Source organism: Streptomyces globisporus C-1027, assembly GCF_000261345.2.
Taxonomy (GTDB): Bacteria; Actinomycetota; Actinomycetes; order Streptomycetales; family Streptomycetaceae; genus Streptomyces; species Streptomyces pakalii.
In genome coordinates, this window is sequence record NZ_CP013738.1 from 6,381,604 (window position 1) to 6,399,764 (window position 18,161).

At 71.5% G+C, this 18,161-nt stretch carries 13 protein-coding genes and 1 pseudogene; 9 read left to right on the forward strand and 5 right to left on the reverse strand.

The annotated features are described in order from the left end of the window. Positions 1-31 precede the first annotated feature (31 nt). Both treY and glgX read right to left on the reverse strand, forming a co-directional pair. A complete protein-coding gene (gene treY / locus WQO_RS28140; RefSeq protein WP_010059326.1) occupies positions 32-2,404 on the reverse strand; it encodes a malto-oligosyltrehalose synthase in 2,373 nt (790 codons plus the stop codon). Positions 2,405-2,471: 67 nt separating this feature from the next. After that, positions 2,472-4,601 carry a glycogen debranching protein GlgX gene (gene glgX, locus WQO_RS28145; RefSeq protein ID WP_010059324.1) on the reverse strand — a complete coding sequence of 710 codons (2,130 nt, stop codon included), beginning with the start codon at positions 4,599-4,601 and terminating at the stop codon, positions 2,472-2,474. Positions 4,602-4,992: 391 nt separating this feature from the next. Between glgX and WQO_RS28150 the strand changes: the two genes are divergently transcribed. Together WQO_RS28150 and WQO_RS28155 are read left to right on the forward strand one after the other, a co-directional pair. After that, on the forward strand, positions 4,993-6,228 hold the full coding sequence (locus WQO_RS28150; protein WP_029182173.1) for an SAV2148 family HEPN domain-containing protein: 1,236 nt from the start codon (positions 4,993-4,995) through the stop codon (positions 6,226-6,228). A gap of 97 nt (positions 6,229-6,325) precedes the next feature. Next, entirely contained in the window at positions 6,326-7,039 is a 714-nt protein-coding gene (locus tag WQO_RS28155; RefSeq protein WP_010059320.1) for a 3'-5' exonuclease, read from the forward strand. A gap of 48 nt (positions 7,040-7,087) precedes the next feature. On the opposite strand, the gene WQO_RS28160 is transcribed toward WQO_RS28155, so the two are convergent. After that, positions 7,088-7,600, reverse strand: a complete 513-nt coding sequence (locus WQO_RS28160) for a hypothetical protein (RefSeq protein WP_010059319.1) — start codon at positions 7,598-7,600, stop codon at positions 7,088-7,090. Positions 7,601-7,650: 50 nt separating this feature from the next. Next, positions 7,651-8,517 carry a phosphotransferase enzyme family protein gene (locus WQO_RS28165; RefSeq protein WP_010059318.1) on the reverse strand — a complete coding sequence of 289 codons (867 nt, stop codon included), beginning with the start codon at positions 8,515-8,517 and terminating at the stop codon, positions 7,651-7,653. 144 nt (positions 8,518-8,661) lie between these two features. On the opposite strand from WQO_RS28165, the gene WQO_RS28170 reads away from it, so the two are divergent. The 6 genes and pseudogenes from WQO_RS28170 (at position 8,662) to WQO_RS28195 (ending at position 15,588) form a co-directional block, all read left to right on the forward strand. Next, the gene (locus WQO_RS28170) at positions 8,662-9,678 is read left to right on the forward strand and encodes a carbohydrate ABC transporter permease (protein ID WP_029182172.1); all 1,017 of its coding nucleotides are present in this window, start codon (positions 8,662-8,664) and stop codon (positions 9,676-9,678) included. Then, positions 9,675-10,544 (forward strand): carbohydrate ABC transporter permease, encoded by an 870-nt coding sequence (locus tag WQO_RS28175; protein ID WP_010059316.1) that lies wholly within the window; start codon positions 9,675-9,677, stop codon positions 10,542-10,544. Before WQO_RS28170 ends, WQO_RS28175 begins: the two co-directional genes overlap by 4 nt. Further along, positions 10,544-11,842 carry an ABC transporter substrate-binding protein gene (locus WQO_RS28180; RefSeq protein WP_010059314.1) on the forward strand — a complete coding sequence of 433 codons (1,299 nt, stop codon included), beginning with the start codon at positions 10,544-10,546 and terminating at the stop codon, positions 11,840-11,842. The genes WQO_RS28175 and WQO_RS28180 overlap by 1 nt, the downstream gene beginning before the upstream one ends. Continuing rightward, positions 11,814-13,113, forward strand: a pseudogene (gene mgt, locus WQO_RS28185) (macrolide-inactivating glycosyltransferase). The gene WQO_RS28180 and the pseudogene mgt overlap by 29 nt, the downstream one beginning before the upstream one ends. Before the next feature lie 568 nt (positions 13,114-13,681). Next, positions 13,682-14,884, forward strand: coding sequence for a S8 family peptidase (locus WQO_RS28190; RefSeq protein WP_010059312.1), 1,203 nt, complete (start codon positions 13,682-13,684; stop codon positions 14,882-14,884). A gap of 155 nt (positions 14,885-15,039) precedes the next feature. After that, positions 15,040-15,588, forward strand: a complete 549-nt coding sequence (locus WQO_RS28195; RefSeq protein ID WP_010059311.1) for a DUF1697 domain-containing protein — start codon at positions 15,040-15,042, stop codon at positions 15,586-15,588. Positions 15,589-15,598: 10 nt separating this feature from the next. On the opposite strand, the gene WQO_RS28200 is transcribed toward WQO_RS28195, so the two are convergent. Next, positions 15,599-17,110, reverse strand: a complete 1,512-nt coding sequence (locus WQO_RS28200; RefSeq protein WP_010059310.1) for an alpha/beta hydrolase — start codon at positions 17,108-17,110, stop codon at positions 15,599-15,601. Between the two features lie 161 nt (positions 17,111-17,271). Between WQO_RS28200 and WQO_RS28205 the strand changes: the two genes are divergently transcribed. Next, positions 17,272-18,090: a MerR family transcriptional regulator gene (locus tag WQO_RS28205; protein ID WP_010059309.1), complete on the forward strand. Its 819-nt coding sequence runs from the start codon at positions 17,272-17,274 to the stop codon at positions 18,088-18,090. Positions 18,091-18,161: the final 71 nt, after the last annotated feature.

The following is an 18,161-nucleotide window of genomic DNA, read 5'->3' on the forward strand; positions in this document are numbered from 1 at the left end:
CGACGCGCGGCCGCTCTCCGGGGCCTGCTCCTCAGCCGCCCACCCGCCGCAGCAGCGCCACCGGCCGTTCGGCGAACAGTTCGCCGGCCGCCACCGTGCCCCCCGTGAACTCCCGGCCGGGCGACGCCGACAGCACATTCCGCCACGGGCCCCCGTCCGGCAGTTCCAGCACCGTGTCCCGCCAGCCCCCGCTCTCGGCCAGCCGCAGCGACAGACGGGTCACCGCCGTGACCACCTCGCCCGAGCGGCAGAAAGCCAGCAGATGCGGGGCGGCCGGGCCCGTCGCCGTCAGCGGTGCGTACGTCCCGGACTCGCCGAACAAGCCCGGCAGTTCGCGGCGCAGCCCCAGCGCGGTCGCCGTCAGTGCCTGCTTCTCGTCCGGAACGTCCGGCCGCCGGAACGGCCGCCGGTTGTCCGGGTCGACCAGGGCCAGGTACTCGCTCTCCGTGCCCTGGTAGAGATCCGGCACTCCCGGCATCGTCAGGTGCACCAGCGCCGCCCCCAGCACCTGGGCCCGGACATGCGGGGCGAGCGCGTCCGCGAACTCGGCGATCAGCCTCCGGGGCGCGCCCTCCCCGCGCCCCGGCCCGGCCGCGACGAAGTCCGACACCGCGCGCTCGTAGGCCGGGTCCGACTCCGTCCAGCTGGTGAAAAGCCCCGCCTCGCGCACCGCCTTCAGCAGTGCGGGCTCCAGCCGCCCGCCCAGCTCGTCGGGCGGCAGCTCCGCGCAGCCGTACGCCGACTGCCAGGCCGCCCAAGCCAGTTGCGGGTCCGGGGCGGCGACCGGCGTCGCCGCCGTCAGCTCCGCCATCAGCTCCGCCCACCGCTCCGGGCACTGCGACAGCACCGCGATCCGGGCCCGGACGTCCGCGCTGCGCTTCGTGTCGTGCGTGGTCAGGACCGTGCCGGTGGCGGGCCAGTCGCGGGCGATCCGGGCGGCGAAGGAGTGGAACTCCTCCGGTGACACGGCGGGTTGCCCCGGGTCGCCACCCACCTCGGTGGCCGAGATCAGCGGGACGTACCGGTAGAACGCGGTGTCCTCCTCCGACTTGGCGTGCAGCGCGGACGCGGTCTGGGCGAACCGGGCACAGAACGCCGCCTGTTCCTCCCCGCCACCCAGCCTGCCGAGCGCCAGATCCCGTACGACGTCGACGGCCGCCGCCTCCTCCGGCACGGAGAACACCGTCTTCGCGTCCCGCACCGCCGTATCGGTCAGCGTCTCCTCGGCGATCCGGGTCGGCGGCTCGCCCGCCGTGACGTACGGCCGGTAGACCGGGATGCGCACGAGCAGTTCCCGGATCGCGGTCCGCAGCGCCCACGGGGCGTGGTCCCGCAGCGCCGGGTCCCGGTCGCAGATCGCGGCCGCCAGCCGGGTCAGCCACGCGGTCTCGGCGGCCAGTTCGTGCGTCGCCACCCGGTACGCGGCCCGGCGCACCGTCGCCGTCCAGTCACCACCCCGGTCGCCGGGCGGGCCCGCGAACTCCCGGTAGTGGCCGACCAGTTCCTCCGCCCCGGACGGGTCGGTGAACAGCCCGTCGATCCGGTGCAGGGCGTCGTACCCGGTGGTGCCCGCGACCGCCCACTCCGCCGGGAGGTGCTCGTCGCCGGTGAGGATCTTCTCCACCACCGTCCAGCGCCCGCCGGTGGCCTCGTTCAGCCGCTCCAGATAGGCGGCGGGGGCGGCGAGACCGTCGGGGTGGTCGATGCGCAGCCCGTCGAGGACGCCGTCGCGGAGCAGTTCGAGGACCTTGGCGTGGGTGTCCTCGAAGACCTCCGGATGCTCGACGCGGACCCCGATCAGCTCCGGCACGGTGAAGAACCGCCGGTAGTTCAGCTCGGTGCGGGCCAGCCGCCACCAGCCGAGCCGGTAGTGCTGCTCCTCCAGCAGCTCGGGCAGCGGGAGGTCCGCCGTGCCGGCCCGGAGCGGGAACTCCAGGTCGTGGTAGCGCAGCACCTCCCCGTCCACGGCCAGGTGCTCCAGCTCCTGGCCGAGCGGCCCGGCGAGCACCGGCAGGAGCACCTGGTCCCCGCCCGCCGCCCAGTCGATGTCGAACCAGTGGGCGTACGGGGAGGCCGCGCCCTCGCGCAGCACCTCCCACAGCCGGCGGTTGTGCCGGGGCGAGGCGGCCATGTGGTTGGGCACGATGTCCAGGACCAGCCCGAGCCCGTGCTCCCGGGCGGCCGAGGCCAGCGACCGCAGCCCCTCCTCACCGCCCAGCTCGGCCCGGACCCGGCTGTGGTCGACCACGTCGTACCCGTGGGTGGAGCCGGGGACCGCCTCCAGGACGGGGGAGAGGTGGAGGTGCGAGACGCCGAGCGCGGCGAGATACGGCACGGCCTTCTCGGCGGCGGCGAACGGGAAGTCGGGCTGGAGCTGAAGCCGGTACGTGGCGGAGGGCGTCATGGACTTCTACGTACCCCGCCCGGGGCGATCTGTGTCACCCCGGGCGGGACGCTCACCCTCGTCGCCCTCAGGCGGGACGCTTCAGCACGGTCAGGCTGCGCCCGATCAGGGTCACCTGCTCGCCCTCGGCCACCTTCGGCCCCGTGCCGGGCGGCACCCCGTCGGGGACCGCCGTGTCGACGACGACCTGCCACTGCTCTCCGTGGGCGACCGGGACGGCGAAGTCCAGCGTCTCGGCGCTCGCGTTGAACATCAGCAGGAACGAGTCGTCGGAGATCCGCTCGCCGCGTGGCCCGGGCTCGGAGATCGCATGGCCGTTCAGGAACACGGTCAGTGCCTTGGCATGGGCCGCCTGCCAGTCCTCCTGGGTCATCTCCTCGCCGTCGGGCGTGAACCACGCGATGTCGGACAGGTCGTCGTGCGTGCCCTCCACCGGCCGTCCGTGGAAGAAGCGGCGGCGCCGGAAGACCGGGTGGTCGCGGCGCAGCCACACCATGGCCCGGGTGAACTCCAGCAGGGTGGACGCCGGGGCGTCGGCCGGCTCGTTGGGATCGGGCCAGTGCACCCAGGCCAGCTCGTTGTCCTGGCAGTAGGCGTTGTTGTTGCCCTTCTGCGTACGGGCGAACTCGTCGCCGTGGCTCAGCATCGGCACGCCCTGCGACAGCATCAGCGTGGCGATGAAGTTCCGCATCTGGCGGGCCCGCAGCTCCAGGATCTCCGGATCGTCGGTCTCGCCCTCGGCGCCGCAGTTCCACGAGCGGTTGTGGCTCTCGCCGTCCCGGTTGTCCTCGCCGTTGGCGTCGTTGCGCTTCTCGTTGTACGAGACCATGTCGTGCAGCGTGAAGCCGTCATGGCAGGTGGTGAAGTTGATCGAGGCGAGCGGGCGGCGGCCGTCGTCCTGGTAGAGGTCGGACGAACCGGTGAGCCGCCCGGCGAACTCCGCGAGCGTGCGCGGCTCGCCCCGCCACAGATCGCGCACCGTGTCGCGGTACTTGCCGTTCCACTCGGTCCACAGCGGCGGGAAGTTGCCCACCTGATAGCCGCCCTCGCCGACGTCCCACGGCTCCGCGATCAGCTTCACCTGGCTGACCACCGGATCCTGCTGCACCAGGTCGAAGAACGAGGACAGCCGGTCCACCTCGTGGAACTGGCGGGCGAGCGTGGCCGCCAGATCGAAGCGGAAGCCGTCCACATGCATCTCGGTCACCCAGTACCGCAGGGAGTCCATGATCATCTGGAGGACGTGCGGGGACCGCATGAGCAGGGAGTTTCCCGTGCCCGTGGTGTCCATGTAATAGCGCTGATCGTCGGTCAGCCGGTAGTAGGAGGCGTTGTCGAGACCGCGGAAGGAGAGCGTGGGCCCGAGGTGGTTCCCCTCGGCGGTGTGGTTGTAGACCACGTCGAGGATGACCTCGATGCCCGCCTGGTGCAGCGCCTTCACGGCTTGCTTGAACTCCAGCACCTGTTCGCCGCGGTCGCCCCAGGAGGCGTAGGTGTTGTGCGGGGCGAAGAAGCCGATCGTGTTGTAGCCCCAGTAGTTGGCCAGCCCCATGTCCGCGAGGCGGTGGTCCTGGACGAACTGGTGGACCGGCATCAGCTCGATAGCGGTGACGCCCAGTTCGGTGAGGTGGGCGATCACCTCCGGGTGCGCGAGCCCCGCGTAGGTGCCGCGCAGTTCGGGCGGGAGCGCCGGATGGAGCATGGTCAGGCCCTTCACATGGGCCTCGTAGATGACGGTCCGGTGGTAGTCCGTACGGGGGAGGCGGTCGTCGCCCCAGTCGAAGTACGGGTTGACCACCACCGAGCTCATGGTGTGCGGCGCGGAGTCGAGGTCGTTGCGGGCGTCCGGCTTGCCGAAGGGGTAGCCGTACACCGCCTCGCCCCACTCGATCTTCCCGGCGATCGCACGGGCGTACGGGTCGAGCAGCAGCTTCGCGGAGTTGCAGCGCGTCCCGTTCTGTGGTTCGTAGGGGCCGTGCACCCGGAAGCCGTACCGCTGCCCCGGCATGATCCCGGGAAGGTAGGCGTGGCGCACGAACGCGTCCGACTCGCGGAGTTCCACCGCCGTTTCTGAACCGTCGTCGTGCAAGAGGCACAACTCGATCCGGTGGGCGGCCTCGGAGAAGACCGCGAAGTTGGTTCCGGCGCCGTCATACGTGGCGCCGAGGGGATAAGCGTGTCCCGGCCAGACCTGCATGATGAGAACTCTTCCATTCCTGATCCGGGTTCGGGGGCTTTCCGCGGTCCTTCACTCCCCGCATGTTCCCCGAAAACGCGATGCCCACCTAGGACGTCACGCGGTACGTCGGACTCCGTCGCCCCTGTCCGGCCGACCGGTCAACTTCGGACACCCCCGTGCCGCCCCGGACGTGCTTGCGGACCCCGGCGTTCGGTGAGCGTCCGGATTCCGCTCTGTGGCGGGGTCCCAATCACTATGAATCCGCTCACTCCACCCGATCTCGCCGCAAGGAACAAGCCTTACGATCAGGGGAGTTGAGAAAGTCGCCTGCGCATCGGGCTGCGTCGGATCACGCTCCCGGAGTACCCTTCCTTGATCGTTGGGTGGGGGAGTGGAAGGCGGTACGCGGGTGAGCTCGGGAGGGTTCGAGCTACCCCCAGGTGACGCAGGTCACGAGGGGGAATCGACCGATGCCCCGCCCGGGGCGGTGTCCCTCGCGCAGCCCATGGAGATAGGCGCCGAGCTGGACTGGGGATCGGAGGCCTGGGGCGAGGTGCGCACGCGCGCCCAGCGCGCCGGGCGGGCCTATATCTGGCTGAATCTGGTCGAACAACGCCTACGGGCCGTCGTCGCCGCGGTGCTCCGGCCGATCTACGAGCCGGTGCACGGCGAGGAGTGGGTGGTGGCCGCGGCCGGGCCGGCCGGGCAGGAGTGGGTGCAGCGCGCCGTCGCCGTACGCGAGGTCTCGCGCCGCAAGGGCTATCTGCTCGACCCGGCCGACGACAACGTCCTCAGCTTCCTGACGCTGCCGCAGCTGCGTGAGCTGATGGTCCAGCACTGGCCGTGCTTCGAGCCGTACTTCGACGACCGGCGCGATGTCGAGCTGGCCCTGGACGAGCTGGAGGTCGCGCGCAACGTGGTCTCCCGCAACCGCGCGCTGAACGAGGCGGTCCTCGCCCAGGCCGAGCGGGCCTCCGCCCGCCTGCTCGACATCCTCGGCAGCGGGGCCGGGGTGCCGTCGGCCGACCGGCTGCCGGTGGACGCGGTGGAGGAGCTGGTCGGCGACCGGTACGCGGACGTGGTCTCCGTCCACCCCGACCGGGTCCGGCTCCAGCGCCAGCTGCCCGCCGAGGATCTCTTCGGCGGGGCGCGGCGGCTCGACGCCATCGGCATAGGCCTCAACCTGCTCGTGCAGAACTTCTCCGGCCGCCGGCTCGTCCGGCTCGCGGAGTCGGGCTGCCGGGTCCGGCTGCTGTTCATCAACCCGGCCAGCAGCGCGGTGCGCCGCAGGGAGCGGGAACTCGGCCTCAAGAAGGGCGAGCTGAGCCGCTCGGTGGAGATGAACATCCTGCACATGCGCCGCGTCCGTTCCAAGCTCCGCGACCCCGGCGCGTTCCAGATCCAGGTCTTCGACGAGACCCCGCGCTTCACCGCCTACCTGGTGGACGGCGACGGCCCGGACGCGGTGGGCGTCGTCCAGCCCTATCTGCGGCGGGCCCGGGGCATGGAGGCGCCGGTGCTGGTGCTGCGCGGCGGGGGCAGACGCACGGTGGTGCGGGAGGGCCAGGACAACGAGCACGGGCTCTTCGAGACGTACCGCGAGGAGTTCGAATCGGTCTGGACGGACTCCCGGCCGGTCTCGTGACCCGCCTGACCCTCCACCGGCGTTGTCAGTGCCCCGTGCGAAGGTGGTCATCACTCGGGGGAGCACCACGGGGGAGCACCACGAAGGAGGTATCGGGATGAGCTGGCACCGGGGCACACTGGTCGGCTTCGACCTGGAGACGACGGGGACCGACGTCGAGAGCGACCGGATCGTCACCGCCGCACTCGTCCGGCTGGACCCGGACGGCACGGTCGCCGGGCAGCGGACCTGGCTGCTCGATCCGGGCGTGGTGATACCGGAGCAGGCCTCCGCGATCCACGGCATCGGCACCGACCACGCCCGCAAGCACGGGGCGCGGGCCGCCTCCGCGGTCGAGGAGATCGCCCGGGCGGTCGCCGAAGTGCTGTGCTCGGACGTCCCGCTGGTGGTGATGAACGCCCGCTACGACCTCTCGCTGCTGGACCGCGAATGCCGCAGGTACGGACTGCCGTCGGTCGAGGAGCGCGTCGGCGGCGCGCCGTCACCCGTCATCGACCCGCTGGTCATCGACAAGCACGTCGACAAGTACCGCAAGGGCAAGCGGGCCCTCCAGGCGCTGTGCGACCACTACGGGGTCACGCTCGACGGAGCCCACGACGCGACCGCCGACGCGGTGGCCGCGGTGCGCGTGGTACGCCGGATGGGAGAGCGCCACCGGCCCGTCGCCACCCTGCCGCCCGACGAACTGCACGCCCTTCAGATACGGGCGGCGGCCGAACAGTCGGCCTCGCTCCAGGCCTATCTGCGGCGCACCACGGATCCGGCGGCGGTGGTGGAGTCGGCCTGGCCGGTCATTCCCCGCGGCGCCTGAGCCGGACAGTCGCCGAGCCGGCGGTCGTCCACGTGGCCGACGGGCCGCTCAGAGCTTGCCGAAGACCACGCCGCGCCAGGTCCAGCCCGCGTCCAGGGTGGTGTTCCGGAGCGGGTTGGTCAGTTGCGCGCTGTCGAAGCTGAAGGACTCGGTCATCTCCAGACGACCGCTCTCCCCCCGGCGCAGGGTGTACTGGCGCGAGATGGTCCTGCCCCCGCCACGCCCGTACGTCCCCGAAGCCTTCAGGCGCGGAGGATTCCCGACGCGGGTGACTTCCCAGCTCTCCTCGACGGCGCGTACCTCGGGGACGTCCTCGGCGAGGCGCATCCGGATCCGGATGGCGTGGGTCAGCTGGGACTGGACGAAGACGTGCTGCCAGGTGGGCTCGGCGATCCGCCACTCGGCCACCAGATCGGCGCCGTGCGCCGAGCCGTGGCTGATGACGTAGGGGACGTCCGGGCCGTTCAGAGCGAGCAGGGCCTTCCGCAACTCCTCGGCCGATCGAGGCGCAACCCCGGCCTCGGGGTGCTTCGTTCCGGTCAGCTTGTCGAAGAATCCCATGAGGTCAACCTAGGGGATGGCAGGGCCCGGAACCGTACGCCCCCGGTCGTTCAGAACGGGTACCAGCGGACCTCGGAGTCGCCCTCGCGCAGCGACGCCACCCGGCGGCGGAACTCCGCGAGTGCCTTCGGGTTGGCCGGGGCGTGCTGGGAGACCCAGGCGCAGCTCGCCGTCTCACGGGCGCCGCGCAGGACCGCGCAGCCCTCCCACTCCCGGACGTCCCAGCCGTACGCGGCGGTGAAGGCGTCGTAGGCCGCCGGGTCGAGGCCGTAGCGGTCGCGGGAGAGGGCGAGGACGACCAGGTCGTGTTCCCGCAGGTCGGCTGAGAACGTCTCCAGGTCGACCAGGACCGGGCCGTCCGGGCCGACATGGACGTTGCGCGGGAGCGCGTCGCCGTGGATCGGCCCCGGAGGGAGGTGGGGGACCAGCGCGGCGGCCGCGGCCGCGAAGCCGTCGCGGCGCTCGCGGAGGTAGTCCGCGTCCGCCGGGTCGATCGCGTCGCCCGCCAGGGTCAGCCAGCGCTCGACCCCGCCGAGCAGCTCGCGGCGCGGCAGCGTGAAGTCCGTCGGAGCGGGCAGCGCGTGCACCCGGGTCAGCAGCGGGGCGAGGTCGCGCGGTTCGGCGGGGCGTACGGCGTCCGGGAGCCGGTGCCACAGCGTCACGGGGTGGCCCTCGACCAGGCGCGGCTCACGCTCGGCCGCGCGGACGGCCGGGACACCGGACGCGGCGAGCCAGTCGGCGAGCGCCACCTCCCGCTCCGCCCGCGCGCGCAGCTCGGGATGGCCGGTGGCGTCCCGGCCGACCTTGATCACCAGGTCGCCGGTGGTGAACACCGCGTTCTCGCCCAGCGCGAGCAGCTCCGCCGCACCGGAGAACCCGGCCGCCGTCAGCACCTCGCGCGCACGCATCTCGTCCATGGGTGCGATTTTCGCATCCTCGCAGGCCACCTTGACGAACCGACGGCCCGTCAGCACGATGACGGAGGCCTCCCGGGCAGCCGGAACGGGATGAAGTCCGCCTCAGGTACATATCAGGTAGCAACGCGACAGAGGGGTCTCCTCGTGACATCGGTGACCGCGACGAAGCGGTCCGGACCGGACGACCCGCACGGCGGGCACAGCGGACGGGACGGACACGGCGGACAGGGAGGGCGACCGCGGAGGTCCTGGCGGCCGGGCCCCTCCGGGCCGCCGCCCCGGGGCAAGGCCTTCGGGGACCGGGCCGCCTGGTTCCTGGTCCTGCCCGCGCTCATCCCGATCCTGATCCTCAGCGTCGGACCGCTCCTCTACGGCATCGCGCTCGCCTTCACCGACGCCCAGTCCGGCCGGACCCGCTCCACCCAGTGGATCGGCACCCTCAACTTCCAGGACCTGCTGCACGACACCCTGTTCTGGGACTCGTTCCGGATCGGCCTGGTCTGGGCCGTCGGCGTCACCGTCCCGCAGTTCCTCCTTGCCCTCGGCCTCGCCCTGCTGCTCAACCAGAACCTGCGGCTGCGCTGGCTCGCCCGGGCGCTGGCGATCGTCCCCTGGGCGATGCCCGAGGTCGTCGTCGGCATCATGTGGCGGCTCGTCTACAACCCGGACGCCGGCATCCTCAACGAGACCATCCGCGACCTCGGACTCGGCGACGGCCGGGACTGGCTGACCGGCCTGGCCACCGCGCTGCCCGCCGTGATCCTCGTCGGCATCTGGGCGGGCATGCCCCAGACCACCGTGGCCCTGCTCGCCGGACTCCAGAACACGCCGCGCGAACTCCACGAGGCGGCCGCCCTGGACGGGGCGGGCGCCTGGCGCCGGTTCCGTACGGTCACCTGGCCCGCGATCAAGCCCATCGCGCTCGCGATCTCCGCGCTCAACCTGATCTGGAACTTCAACTCGTTCGCCCTGGTCTACGTCCTGACCAGCGGCGGACCCGGCGGCCGGACCCGGCTGCCGATGCTCTTCGCCTACGAGGAGGCCTTCCGCTACGGGCAGTTCGGCTACGCCGCGGCGATGGGCTGTGTGATGGTCGCGGTGATCTCCGTACTCCTCGCCCTCTATCTCGTCGGCCGGCTCAGGGGAGGTGAGGACCGATGAGGCGCGGAGCCGTCGCCCGTGAGTCCACCGGGCTGCGTACCGGCCGGGCCGCGCGCACCGGGCAGTACCTTGCCCTCCTGGCGTATCTGGTCTTCCTCGCGTTCCCGTTCGTGTGGCTGATCTCGACCGCCTTCAAACCCGCCCGCGAACTGGGCTCGCTGCACCCCACCTGGATCCCCGAGCACCCCACCCCGGACAACTTCCGGCAGGCCTTCGACGAGCAGCCGCTGCTCCAGGCCGCGGGCAACTCGCTGGTCGCCGCCGTCTCCGCCGCCCTGATCGCCGTCGTGATCGCGACCCCCATGGCCTATGTGATGGCCCGCCACCGGGGCCGCCTCGCCACCGCGGCGACCGGCTGGGTCGTGGTCAGCCAGGCGTTCCCGTTCGTCCTGGTGATCATCCCGCTCTTCCTGATCCTCAAGAACCTGCATCTGGTCAACACCCTGTGGGGGCTGATCCTCGTCTACGTCGTCTGGTCGCTGCCCTTCGCGCTGTGGATGCTCGCCGGGTACGTGCGCGCCGTACCCACCGAGCTGGAGGAGGCCGCCGCCGTGGACGGCGCGGGCCGCGTCCGTACCCTCGTCTCGGTCGTCGCCCCGCTGCTCGCCCCCGGCATCGTCGCCACCGCGCTGTTCGCGTTCATCACCGCATGGAACGAGTTCTTCTTCGCGCTCGTCCTGCTCAAGACCCCGGAGAAGCAGACCTTGCCGGTCGTCCTCACCCACTTCCTCGGCGCGGAGGGCGTGGCGGACCTCGGACCGCTCGCCGCCGCCGCGTTCCTCGCCACCCTCCCCTCCCTCGTGCTCTTCGCCTTCATCCAGCGGCGGATCACCGGCGGGATGACGGCCGGGGCGGTGAAGCACTGATGCGCGCCACTCTCCGGCGGGCGGCCACCGCCGTCGCCGTCCTGGCCCTGCTGCTCACCGGCTGCTCCGGCGGCGACGGTGACGGGCGGGACGCGGACGGCACGATCCGGCTCCGCTTCCAGTCGCTGGCCTGGCAGAAGGAGTCCGTCGACGCCAACAAGCAGCTGGTGAAGGAGTGGAACGCCGCCCACCCCGACGTCCAGGTGGAGTACGTCCAGGGCAGCTGGGACAGCGTCCACGACCAGCTCCTCACCTCCTTCGAGGGCGGCGAGGCACCCGACATCATCCACGACGCCTCCGACGACCTGGCCGACTTCGCGTACGGGGGCTACCTCGCCGACCTGCGCCCCCTCCTGCCCACCCGGCTCAAGGCCGACATCCCCGAACAGTCCTGGCGCACCACCACGTTCGGCGAGGGCGTCCACGGGGTGCCCTTCCTCCAGGAGCCCCGGGTCCTGATCGCCAACACGAAGCTGCTGAAGGCCTCGGGTGCGCGCGTTCCGACCCCGGGGCGCCCCTGGAGCTGGGAGGAGTTCCGGCAGGTGACGAAGGAGCTGACGGGGAAGGGGCGGTACGGGATCGCCTGGCCGCTCAAGGAGCCGGTCTCCGTCACCCTCAACCTGGGCCTGTCCGGCGGTGGCCGGCTCTTCCACCGCGACGGTGACGGCAAGGCGGTCCTGCGCTTCGAACCGGGCGACGGTGTGGTCACCGGCACCATCCACGACCAGGTCAACACCGACAACAGCGCGGCCCGCAGCGCGCTGGGAATGGGCGGGTCGGACGCGCTGCCCGGGTTCTTCGGCGGTAAGTACGCGATGCTGCCGCTCGGCTTCTCCTACCGCCAGCAGATCATCCAGCAGGCCCCCGAAGGGTTCGACTGGACGGTCCTGCCGATGCCCGCGGGCGCGGGCGGCGCGGTCCAGGGCGTGAGCCCGCAGACGCTGTCGGTCGCCGAGGAGAGCCCGTACAAGAAGGAGGCCGTCGCGTTCATCGACTTCCTGCTGCGCCCCGCGAACATGGTGCGCCTCGCCCGGGGCGACTGGATGCTGCCCACCGGGACCGAGGCGCTGGCCGATCCGTCGCTGCGCTCCGCCGAGCACGGGTGGGCCGTCGGCACCGCGCTCGCCGAGGGCCTGCGGCCGGCGCCCGCCCAGGCGGTGCGCGGCTATCCCGAGTGGAAGGACAAAGTGGCGACCCCCGCGTACCAGGAGTTCTACAGCGGTGCGATCGACACCGACGAGCTGAGCAAGAGGCTGGTGGAGGACGGGAATCGGGTGCTGGCCCGCTACCAGCGCTGATCCCGGTACGGAGAGATCCCGGTACGGAAAGAGGTTGCACGAGACGTCTCGTCTCGCCTAGGGTCGCCGACATGACGGAATCCCCGCGTGCCCACATCGCCATGTTCTCCATCGCCGCCCACGGACATGTGAACCCGAGCCTCGACGTGATCCGCGAGCTCGTCGACCGTGGACACCGCGTCAGCTACGCCATCCCCGCCTCCTTCGCGGAGAAGGTCGCCGCCACCGGCGCCGAGCCGGTGATCTGGACCTCGACCCTGCCGACCGACGACGACCCCGACGCCTGGGGGACGGAGCTGATCGACAACATCGAACCCTTCCTCGCCGACGCCATCCAGGCCCTCCCGCAGCTCGCGGAGGCCTTCGCGGGCGACGAGCCCGACCTCGTCCTGCACGACATCACCTCCTATCCCGCCCGCGTTCTCGCCCACCGCTGGGGCGTCCCCGCCGTCTCCCTCTGGCCCAACCTGGTCCCCTGGGAGGGGTACGAGAAGGAGGTGGCGGAGCCGATGACTGCCGAGCTGAGGCAGACCGAGCGCGGCCAGGCGTACTACGCGCGCTTCGAGGGCTGGCTCGCCGAGAACGGCCTCGGTCACGTCCCCGCCGACGACTTCGTCTCCCGGCCGCGCCGCGGCCTCGTCCTCATCCCCGAGGCGCTCCAGCCGAACGCGGACCGGGTGAACCGCGAGATGTACGCCTTCGTCGGCGCCTGCCAGGGCGACCGCGCCGACCAGGGGGAGTGGCAGCGGCCCGCCGACGCAGAGAAGGTGCTGCTGGTCTCGCTCGGCTCCTCGTTCACCAAGCAGCCCGCCTTCTACCGCGAGTGCGTGGCGGCCTTCGGCGACCTGCCCGGCTGGCATGTGGTGCTCCAGATCGGTGCGCACGTCGACCCCGCCGAACTCGGTGACGTGCCGGGCCAGGTGGAGGTACGCACCTGGGTGCCGCAGCTGGCCGTCCTCAAGCAGGCCGACGCCTTCATCACCCACGCCGGTGCGGGCGGCAGCCAGGAGGGGCTCGCCACGGGCACCCCGATGGTCGCCGTGCCGCAGGCGGTCGATCAGTTCGGCAACGCGGACATGCTCCAGTCCCTGGGGGTGGCCCGGCATCTGCCGATGGAGGAAGTGAACGCCGCGAGTCTGCGCGAGGCGGTGCTCGCCCTGGCGGACGATCCCGAAGTGGCCGCCCGGTGTGCGCGCCTGAGCGAGCAGATGGCGCGGGAGGGCGGCACGCCGAGGGCCGCCGACCTCATCGAGGCGGAGCTGTCGCGCTGAGCGGACCCGCCTGACTGATATCCGGACGTTCTCCGTCCCGCCCCGACCGCTCCGACCTGCGGTTACCCGGGGCGGGGCGCTTCTGTTACGGCTCCGTGAACCCGATATCGCGGCGGGGGTGGTCGGCGCATCTGCACGCACGCCCTTGCGATTTCACACCCGGGACCGGGCGTTCACCCCCCTTGCGCACACCTTCACGGGTCTTCACATGTCTTCACGCATGGTCACTCCTGCCCCGGAGGGCACGAGGCGGCCGCGGGCGGTGGTCGGGCGAGGAGCGCCCGATGCCTCAAGTGCCGCTCTGAACAGGCGGAATGCAAGGTGGGAGGGCCTTCACGGGGTGGTCACGGAATCATCGATTCCGGCGAGGTAACTACTCGACCGGCCGCCGCGGCTGATGTGACCAGCCATGGCCGATTTCTTATTACGAAACCTTGTTGAGCAAGTCACGCCTCCATGAAGGTCTTGATCTGCGCTCGTCAATCGGTCAGGGTTTCGAGCCAGCCCCCGGAGATCTTCCGGCCGAGGGCCAATCCCCCCACAAAGACTGACGAGGAGAACCCTCTTCATGGCCAAGCACCAGCGCACCCGTCGCATCAAGCTCACTGCCGCGATCACCGCCGTGGCGGCCGCCGCAGGAGTCACTCTTCTCGGGACCTCGTTCGCGGGGGCCGCACCCGCCCCCATGGGCACGGTCTACGGCGCGGACGCCGCGACCGCCGTCTCCGGCAGCTACATCGTCATGCTGGACGAGAAGAAGGCCGACAAGTCCGAGCTGGCCAAGGAGTACGGCGGCAAGCTCAAGCGCGACTACAACTCCAGCATCAACGGATTCTCCGCCAGCGGCCTTTCGGAGACCGAGGCCAAGCGCCTCGCCGCCGACCCGGCCGTCGCCAAGGTGGTGCAGAACAAGAAGTTCAGCATCAACGCCACCCAGGAGAACCCGCCGTCGTGGGGTCTGGACCGCATCGACCAGACCGAGACCGCCGGTGACAAGGCGTACAACTACCCCGACGCCGCGGGCGAGGGCGTCACCGCGTACGTCATCGACACCGGTGTCCGCGTCACCCACGAGGACTTCGAGGGCCGCGCCACCTCCGGCTTCGACGCCGTCGACAACGACGACGACGCCGACGACGGCAACGGGCACGGCACCCACGTGGCGGGCACCATAGCCGGGGCCGCGCACGGCGTCGCCAAGAAGGCGAACATCGTGGCCGTCCGCGTCCTGGACGACAACGGCTCGGGCACCACCGAGCAGGTCATCGCCGGGATCGACTGGGTCGCCGCCAACGCCAAGGGCCCGTCCGTCGCCAACATGAGCCTCGGCGGCGGGGCCGACCCGGCTCTCGACGAGGCGGTCCAGAAGGCCATCGCCGCGGGCATCACCTTCGGTGTGGCCGCCGGCAACGAGTCCAGCGACGCCGGTCAGGGTTCGCCCTCCCGCGTCCCCGAGGCGATCACCGTCGCCTCGTCCACGGAGGCCGACGAGCAGTCCGACTTCTCCAACTTCGGCTCGGTCGTCGACATCTACGCCCCGGGCTCGGACATCACGTCCACCTGGAACGACAGCGACAGCGGCACCAACACCATCTCCGGTACGTCCATGGCCACCCCGCACGTCGTCGGCGCGGCCGCCGTCTACCTGGCGGGCCACCAGGACGCCACCCCGGAGGCCGTCGCCACGGCGCTCACCGAGGGAGCCACCCCGGACGCCATCAGCAACGCCACCGAGGGCACGGCCAACAAGCTCCTCAAGGTCGTCGAGTAACACCCCGGTAAGTATCCGGTTCCGACCGGATGCCGGGCGGCGGTGGCCCCACACCCCGCCGCCCGGCCACCGCCGCACCCAGCAGCCGCCGCGCTCGCCCCCACGGGGCGCGGCGGCTGCGGCGTGTCCGGGGAAGCGCTCTAGGGTGGGGCGCCATGACGACGACGTATGCGGCGCTCCTGCGCGGGATCAACGTGGGCGGCAGCAAGAAGGTCCCGATGCCCGAACTGCGCGAGGTGCTCGCCGGACTGGGGCACACCGGCATCGCCACCCACCTGCAGAGCGGCAACGCCGTCTTCCGCAGCGACAGCGAGGACGCCGACGCCCTCGCCGCAGCCCTGGAACAGGCCCTGCGGGAGCGGTTCGGGTTCGCCGTCGACTGCCTCGTCCGCAACGCCGCGTATCTCGCGGCCGTCGCCGACGCCTGCCCCTTCCCCGCCGCCGAACTGGAGGGCAGGCAGCTCCACGTCACCTACGTCGACCGGCCCCTGGACCCCGAACGCTTCGCGGACCTGGACGCGGAAGCCTTCCTGCCGGAGGAGTTCCGGCTCGGTGACCGCTGCGTGTACCTGTACGCCCCCGACGGCCTCGGCCGCTCCAAGCTGGCCGTCGAGCTGGGCCGCCCCCGCCATGTCAAAGGCATCGTCGCCACCACCCGTAACTGGAACACCGTGGCGAAACTGGTGGAGCTGACCCGGGACTGAGCCTCCGGGCTCAGCCCGCCCGGCAGAACGTGTCCTTCCGGGGCGTCGTTCCGTCGACGAGGTAGCGCGTGGCGGTGTTCAGCGCGCAGGGATTGTCGCCGTACACATAGACCCCGTGACCGCTGTCGTCCACGCTGACCAGCCGGGACCGGTTGGCGAACTTCTTCCGCAGCAGCTTCCCGCCGACGTGCGGGGTCGGCACGTCGCGCAGGTTCTGGACGAGCAGGATGTTGCGCGGCCCCTCGTCGTCGATCGCCACCGGCTTCTCCGCCCGGGCGTACGGCCAGTAGGCGCACGGGGTGATGTTGGCGGCAGCGGCGCCGAACATCGGGTAGCGCGCGCGGTCCTCGGCGACGCCCTTGCGGTAGGTGTCCACGCTCGTCGGCCACGCGATGTCGTTGCAGCTCACGGCGAGGAAGACGGAGAGCTGGTTGTCCAGCGACGGCGGGGTGTCCGCCGCCTGGCCGCCGGCGTCCGCCGCGCGCACGGACGCGGTGTCACCGCTCTTCAGCGCCTGCCAGTGCTGGGCCAGCTTGGCGTACTGCACCTCCTTGAACAGGTAGCCGAAGGTGAGCTGGCGCAGCACGTTGCCGTCGAAGCCGTCGACCGGTTTCTCGTCGAGCCGTTTTGCGAGGGTGAAGTAGGTGCGGCGGACCTCGGCGGGGGTGCGGCCGAGACCGTAGCTGCCATGACGGGCGGCCGCCCACCGGGCGAAGTCGGGGAACGTCTGCTCCACCCCGAGCGCGTAGCGGCGCATGCCGTCACGGTCGAGGTGGGTGTCGCCGATGTTGCTGTCGAGCACGATGCGGTCGGAGCGCTCGGGGAACATCGACGCGTAGGCGGCCCCGAGCGCGGTCCCGTAGGAGTAGCCCAGGAAGCTGGTCCTCTCCTCCCCGAGAGCCGCCCGGATGCGGTCCAGGTCGCGGGCGGTGTTGGCCGTGGTCAGGTGGCGCAGGACCCCGTCCTTGTCGCGCCGCGCGCACTGCTCGGCCACCTCCTTCACCACCTTCGCCCGCGCGGTGACCGCCGCGTCGTCGACCGCGTACGGCGGGATGTTGGCGAAGTAGGGACCCTCCGGGGTGAATCCGCAGGCCACCGGTGCCGAGCGCCCGATACCCCGGGTGTCCATGCCGATCACGTCGTAGGTGTCCAGCACCTCGGAGGGGATGCCCCGGTTCGCCAGGAACGCGGGCTGCGACAGCCCCGAGCCGCCGGGACCGCCCGGGTTGAGCATCAGCGTGCCGCGCCGCTTGCCGGGGTCCGTGCTCGCCAGCCGGGAGATCATCAGCTCGATCCGGTCACCGCCCGGGGCAGAGTAGTCCTTCGGTACGGAGACGGTGCCGCACTCCAGGACGACCGGCGCGGCCTCGGCGGCCACGTCCTCGGGGCAGGTGCCCCACCGTACGGCCGGTCCCTCCTTCTCCTCGGCGCCCGCAGGGCCCGCGACGAGCGACCCGCTCAGGCCGAGGCCGAGGGCGACCGCCAGGGCCGCGCTCCGCCGGATACCGCGTCCTCGTGTCATATCCGCATCTCCCCATGGGCTGAAGGTGGTTGACCGCGCCCATCGCACTCCGTGCCCCAAGGGCACAGTCAAGTCCGCGCCGCCGGGGTCGACCCGGCGGCCAGGGGGCAGGGGAGAGGCAGGGGCCCCTCCCGGCGACGGAACCCCGGAAAGGGACTCCCGTGACATGGAGCACGCGTCAGCTGGCGGAACTCGCGGGCACGACGCTCAAGACGGTCCGGCACTACCACAAACTGGGTCTGCTGGAGGAGCCGGAGCGCGCACCGAGCGGCTACAAGCGGTACGACGTACGGCACCTGGTCCGGCTGATGGGCATCCGCCGGCTGACCGACCTCGGCGTGCCGCTCTCCGACATCCCCACGGTGGCCGCCGCCGATGCACGGTCGACGGAGATCCTCCGCGCTCTGGACGCCGAACTCGCGGCGAACATCGAGCGCCAGCAGCACATGCGCCGCCAACTGGCCGCGATCCTGCAGGACGGGGCCTCGCTCGACCTGCCCGCGGACTTCGGGGCCGCCGCCGCCACGCTGCCCCGGGCGCAGCAGGACCTCCTGGTGGCGTATTCGAGCGTCCTCACGCCGACGGCGATGTCCGTCATCCGGGACCAGTACACGCGCCCCCGGGACGAGGTCGCCGAGGAGTTCGAGCAGCTGCCGGCCGACGCCCCCGAGGACGTGCGCCGCAGACTGGCGGCGCACCTGGCGGCCGAGGTCCGGGCCCAGCGGGCGGACCACTCCTTCATCACGGACCTGGACGCCGCGTCCCGCCGGAACGGGAAGCTCACCCGGTCCGTCGTCACGCAGGCCCTGATCACGTTCTACAACGAGGCCCAGCTCGGTGTCCTCCGCCATCTGCACGACCTGCTCGAACAGGAGGAGGCGGACGGCGGCGCGGACGGGGACGGCCGGGACGGGAAAGGCGAGCAGGATCACAGCGGCGATCCCGACCCGCACCGAGTCACCCCCGGCGCGACAGGTTAGCCTTGCCTTCGTTTGGCTGGAGGCAGGTGGCCTGAAATCCCCCCTCCGCTGTTCGTAGACATGCTGAGGAG

Coding starts and splice junctions, on each gene's coding strand:
- treY (WP_010059326.1), bottom strand. CDS start 2,404: ATGACGCCCTCCGCCACGTACCGGCTTCAGCTCCAGCCCGACTTCCCG.
- glgX (WP_010059324.1), bottom strand. CDS start 4,601: ATGCAGGTCTGGCCGGGACACGCTTATCCCCTCGGCGCCACGTATGAC.
- WQO_RS28155 (WP_010059320.1), top strand. CDS start 6,326: ATGAGCTGGCACCGGGGCACACTGGTCGGCTTCGACCTGGAGACGACG.
- WQO_RS28160 (WP_010059319.1), bottom strand. CDS start 7,600: ATGGGATTCTTCGACAAGCTGACCGGAACGAAGCACCCCGAGGCCGGG.
- WQO_RS28165 (WP_010059318.1), bottom strand. CDS start 8,517: ATGGACGAGATGCGTGCGCGCGAGGTGCTGACGGCGGCCGGGTTCTCC.
- WQO_RS28175 (WP_010059316.1), top strand. CDS start 9,675: ATGAGGCGCGGAGCCGTCGCCCGTGAGTCCACCGGGCTGCGTACCGGC.
- WQO_RS28180 (WP_010059314.1), top strand. CDS start 10,544: ATGCGCGCCACTCTCCGGCGGGCGGCCACCGCCGTCGCCGTCCTGGCC.
- WQO_RS28190 (WP_010059312.1), top strand. CDS start 13,682: ATGGCCAAGCACCAGCGCACCCGTCGCATCAAGCTCACTGCCGCGATC.
- WQO_RS28195 (WP_010059311.1), top strand. CDS start 15,040: ATGACGACGACGTATGCGGCGCTCCTGCGCGGGATCAACGTGGGCGGC.
- WQO_RS28200 (WP_010059310.1), bottom strand. CDS start 17,110: ATGACACGAGGACGCGGTATCCGGCGGAGCGCGGCCCTGGCGGTCGCC.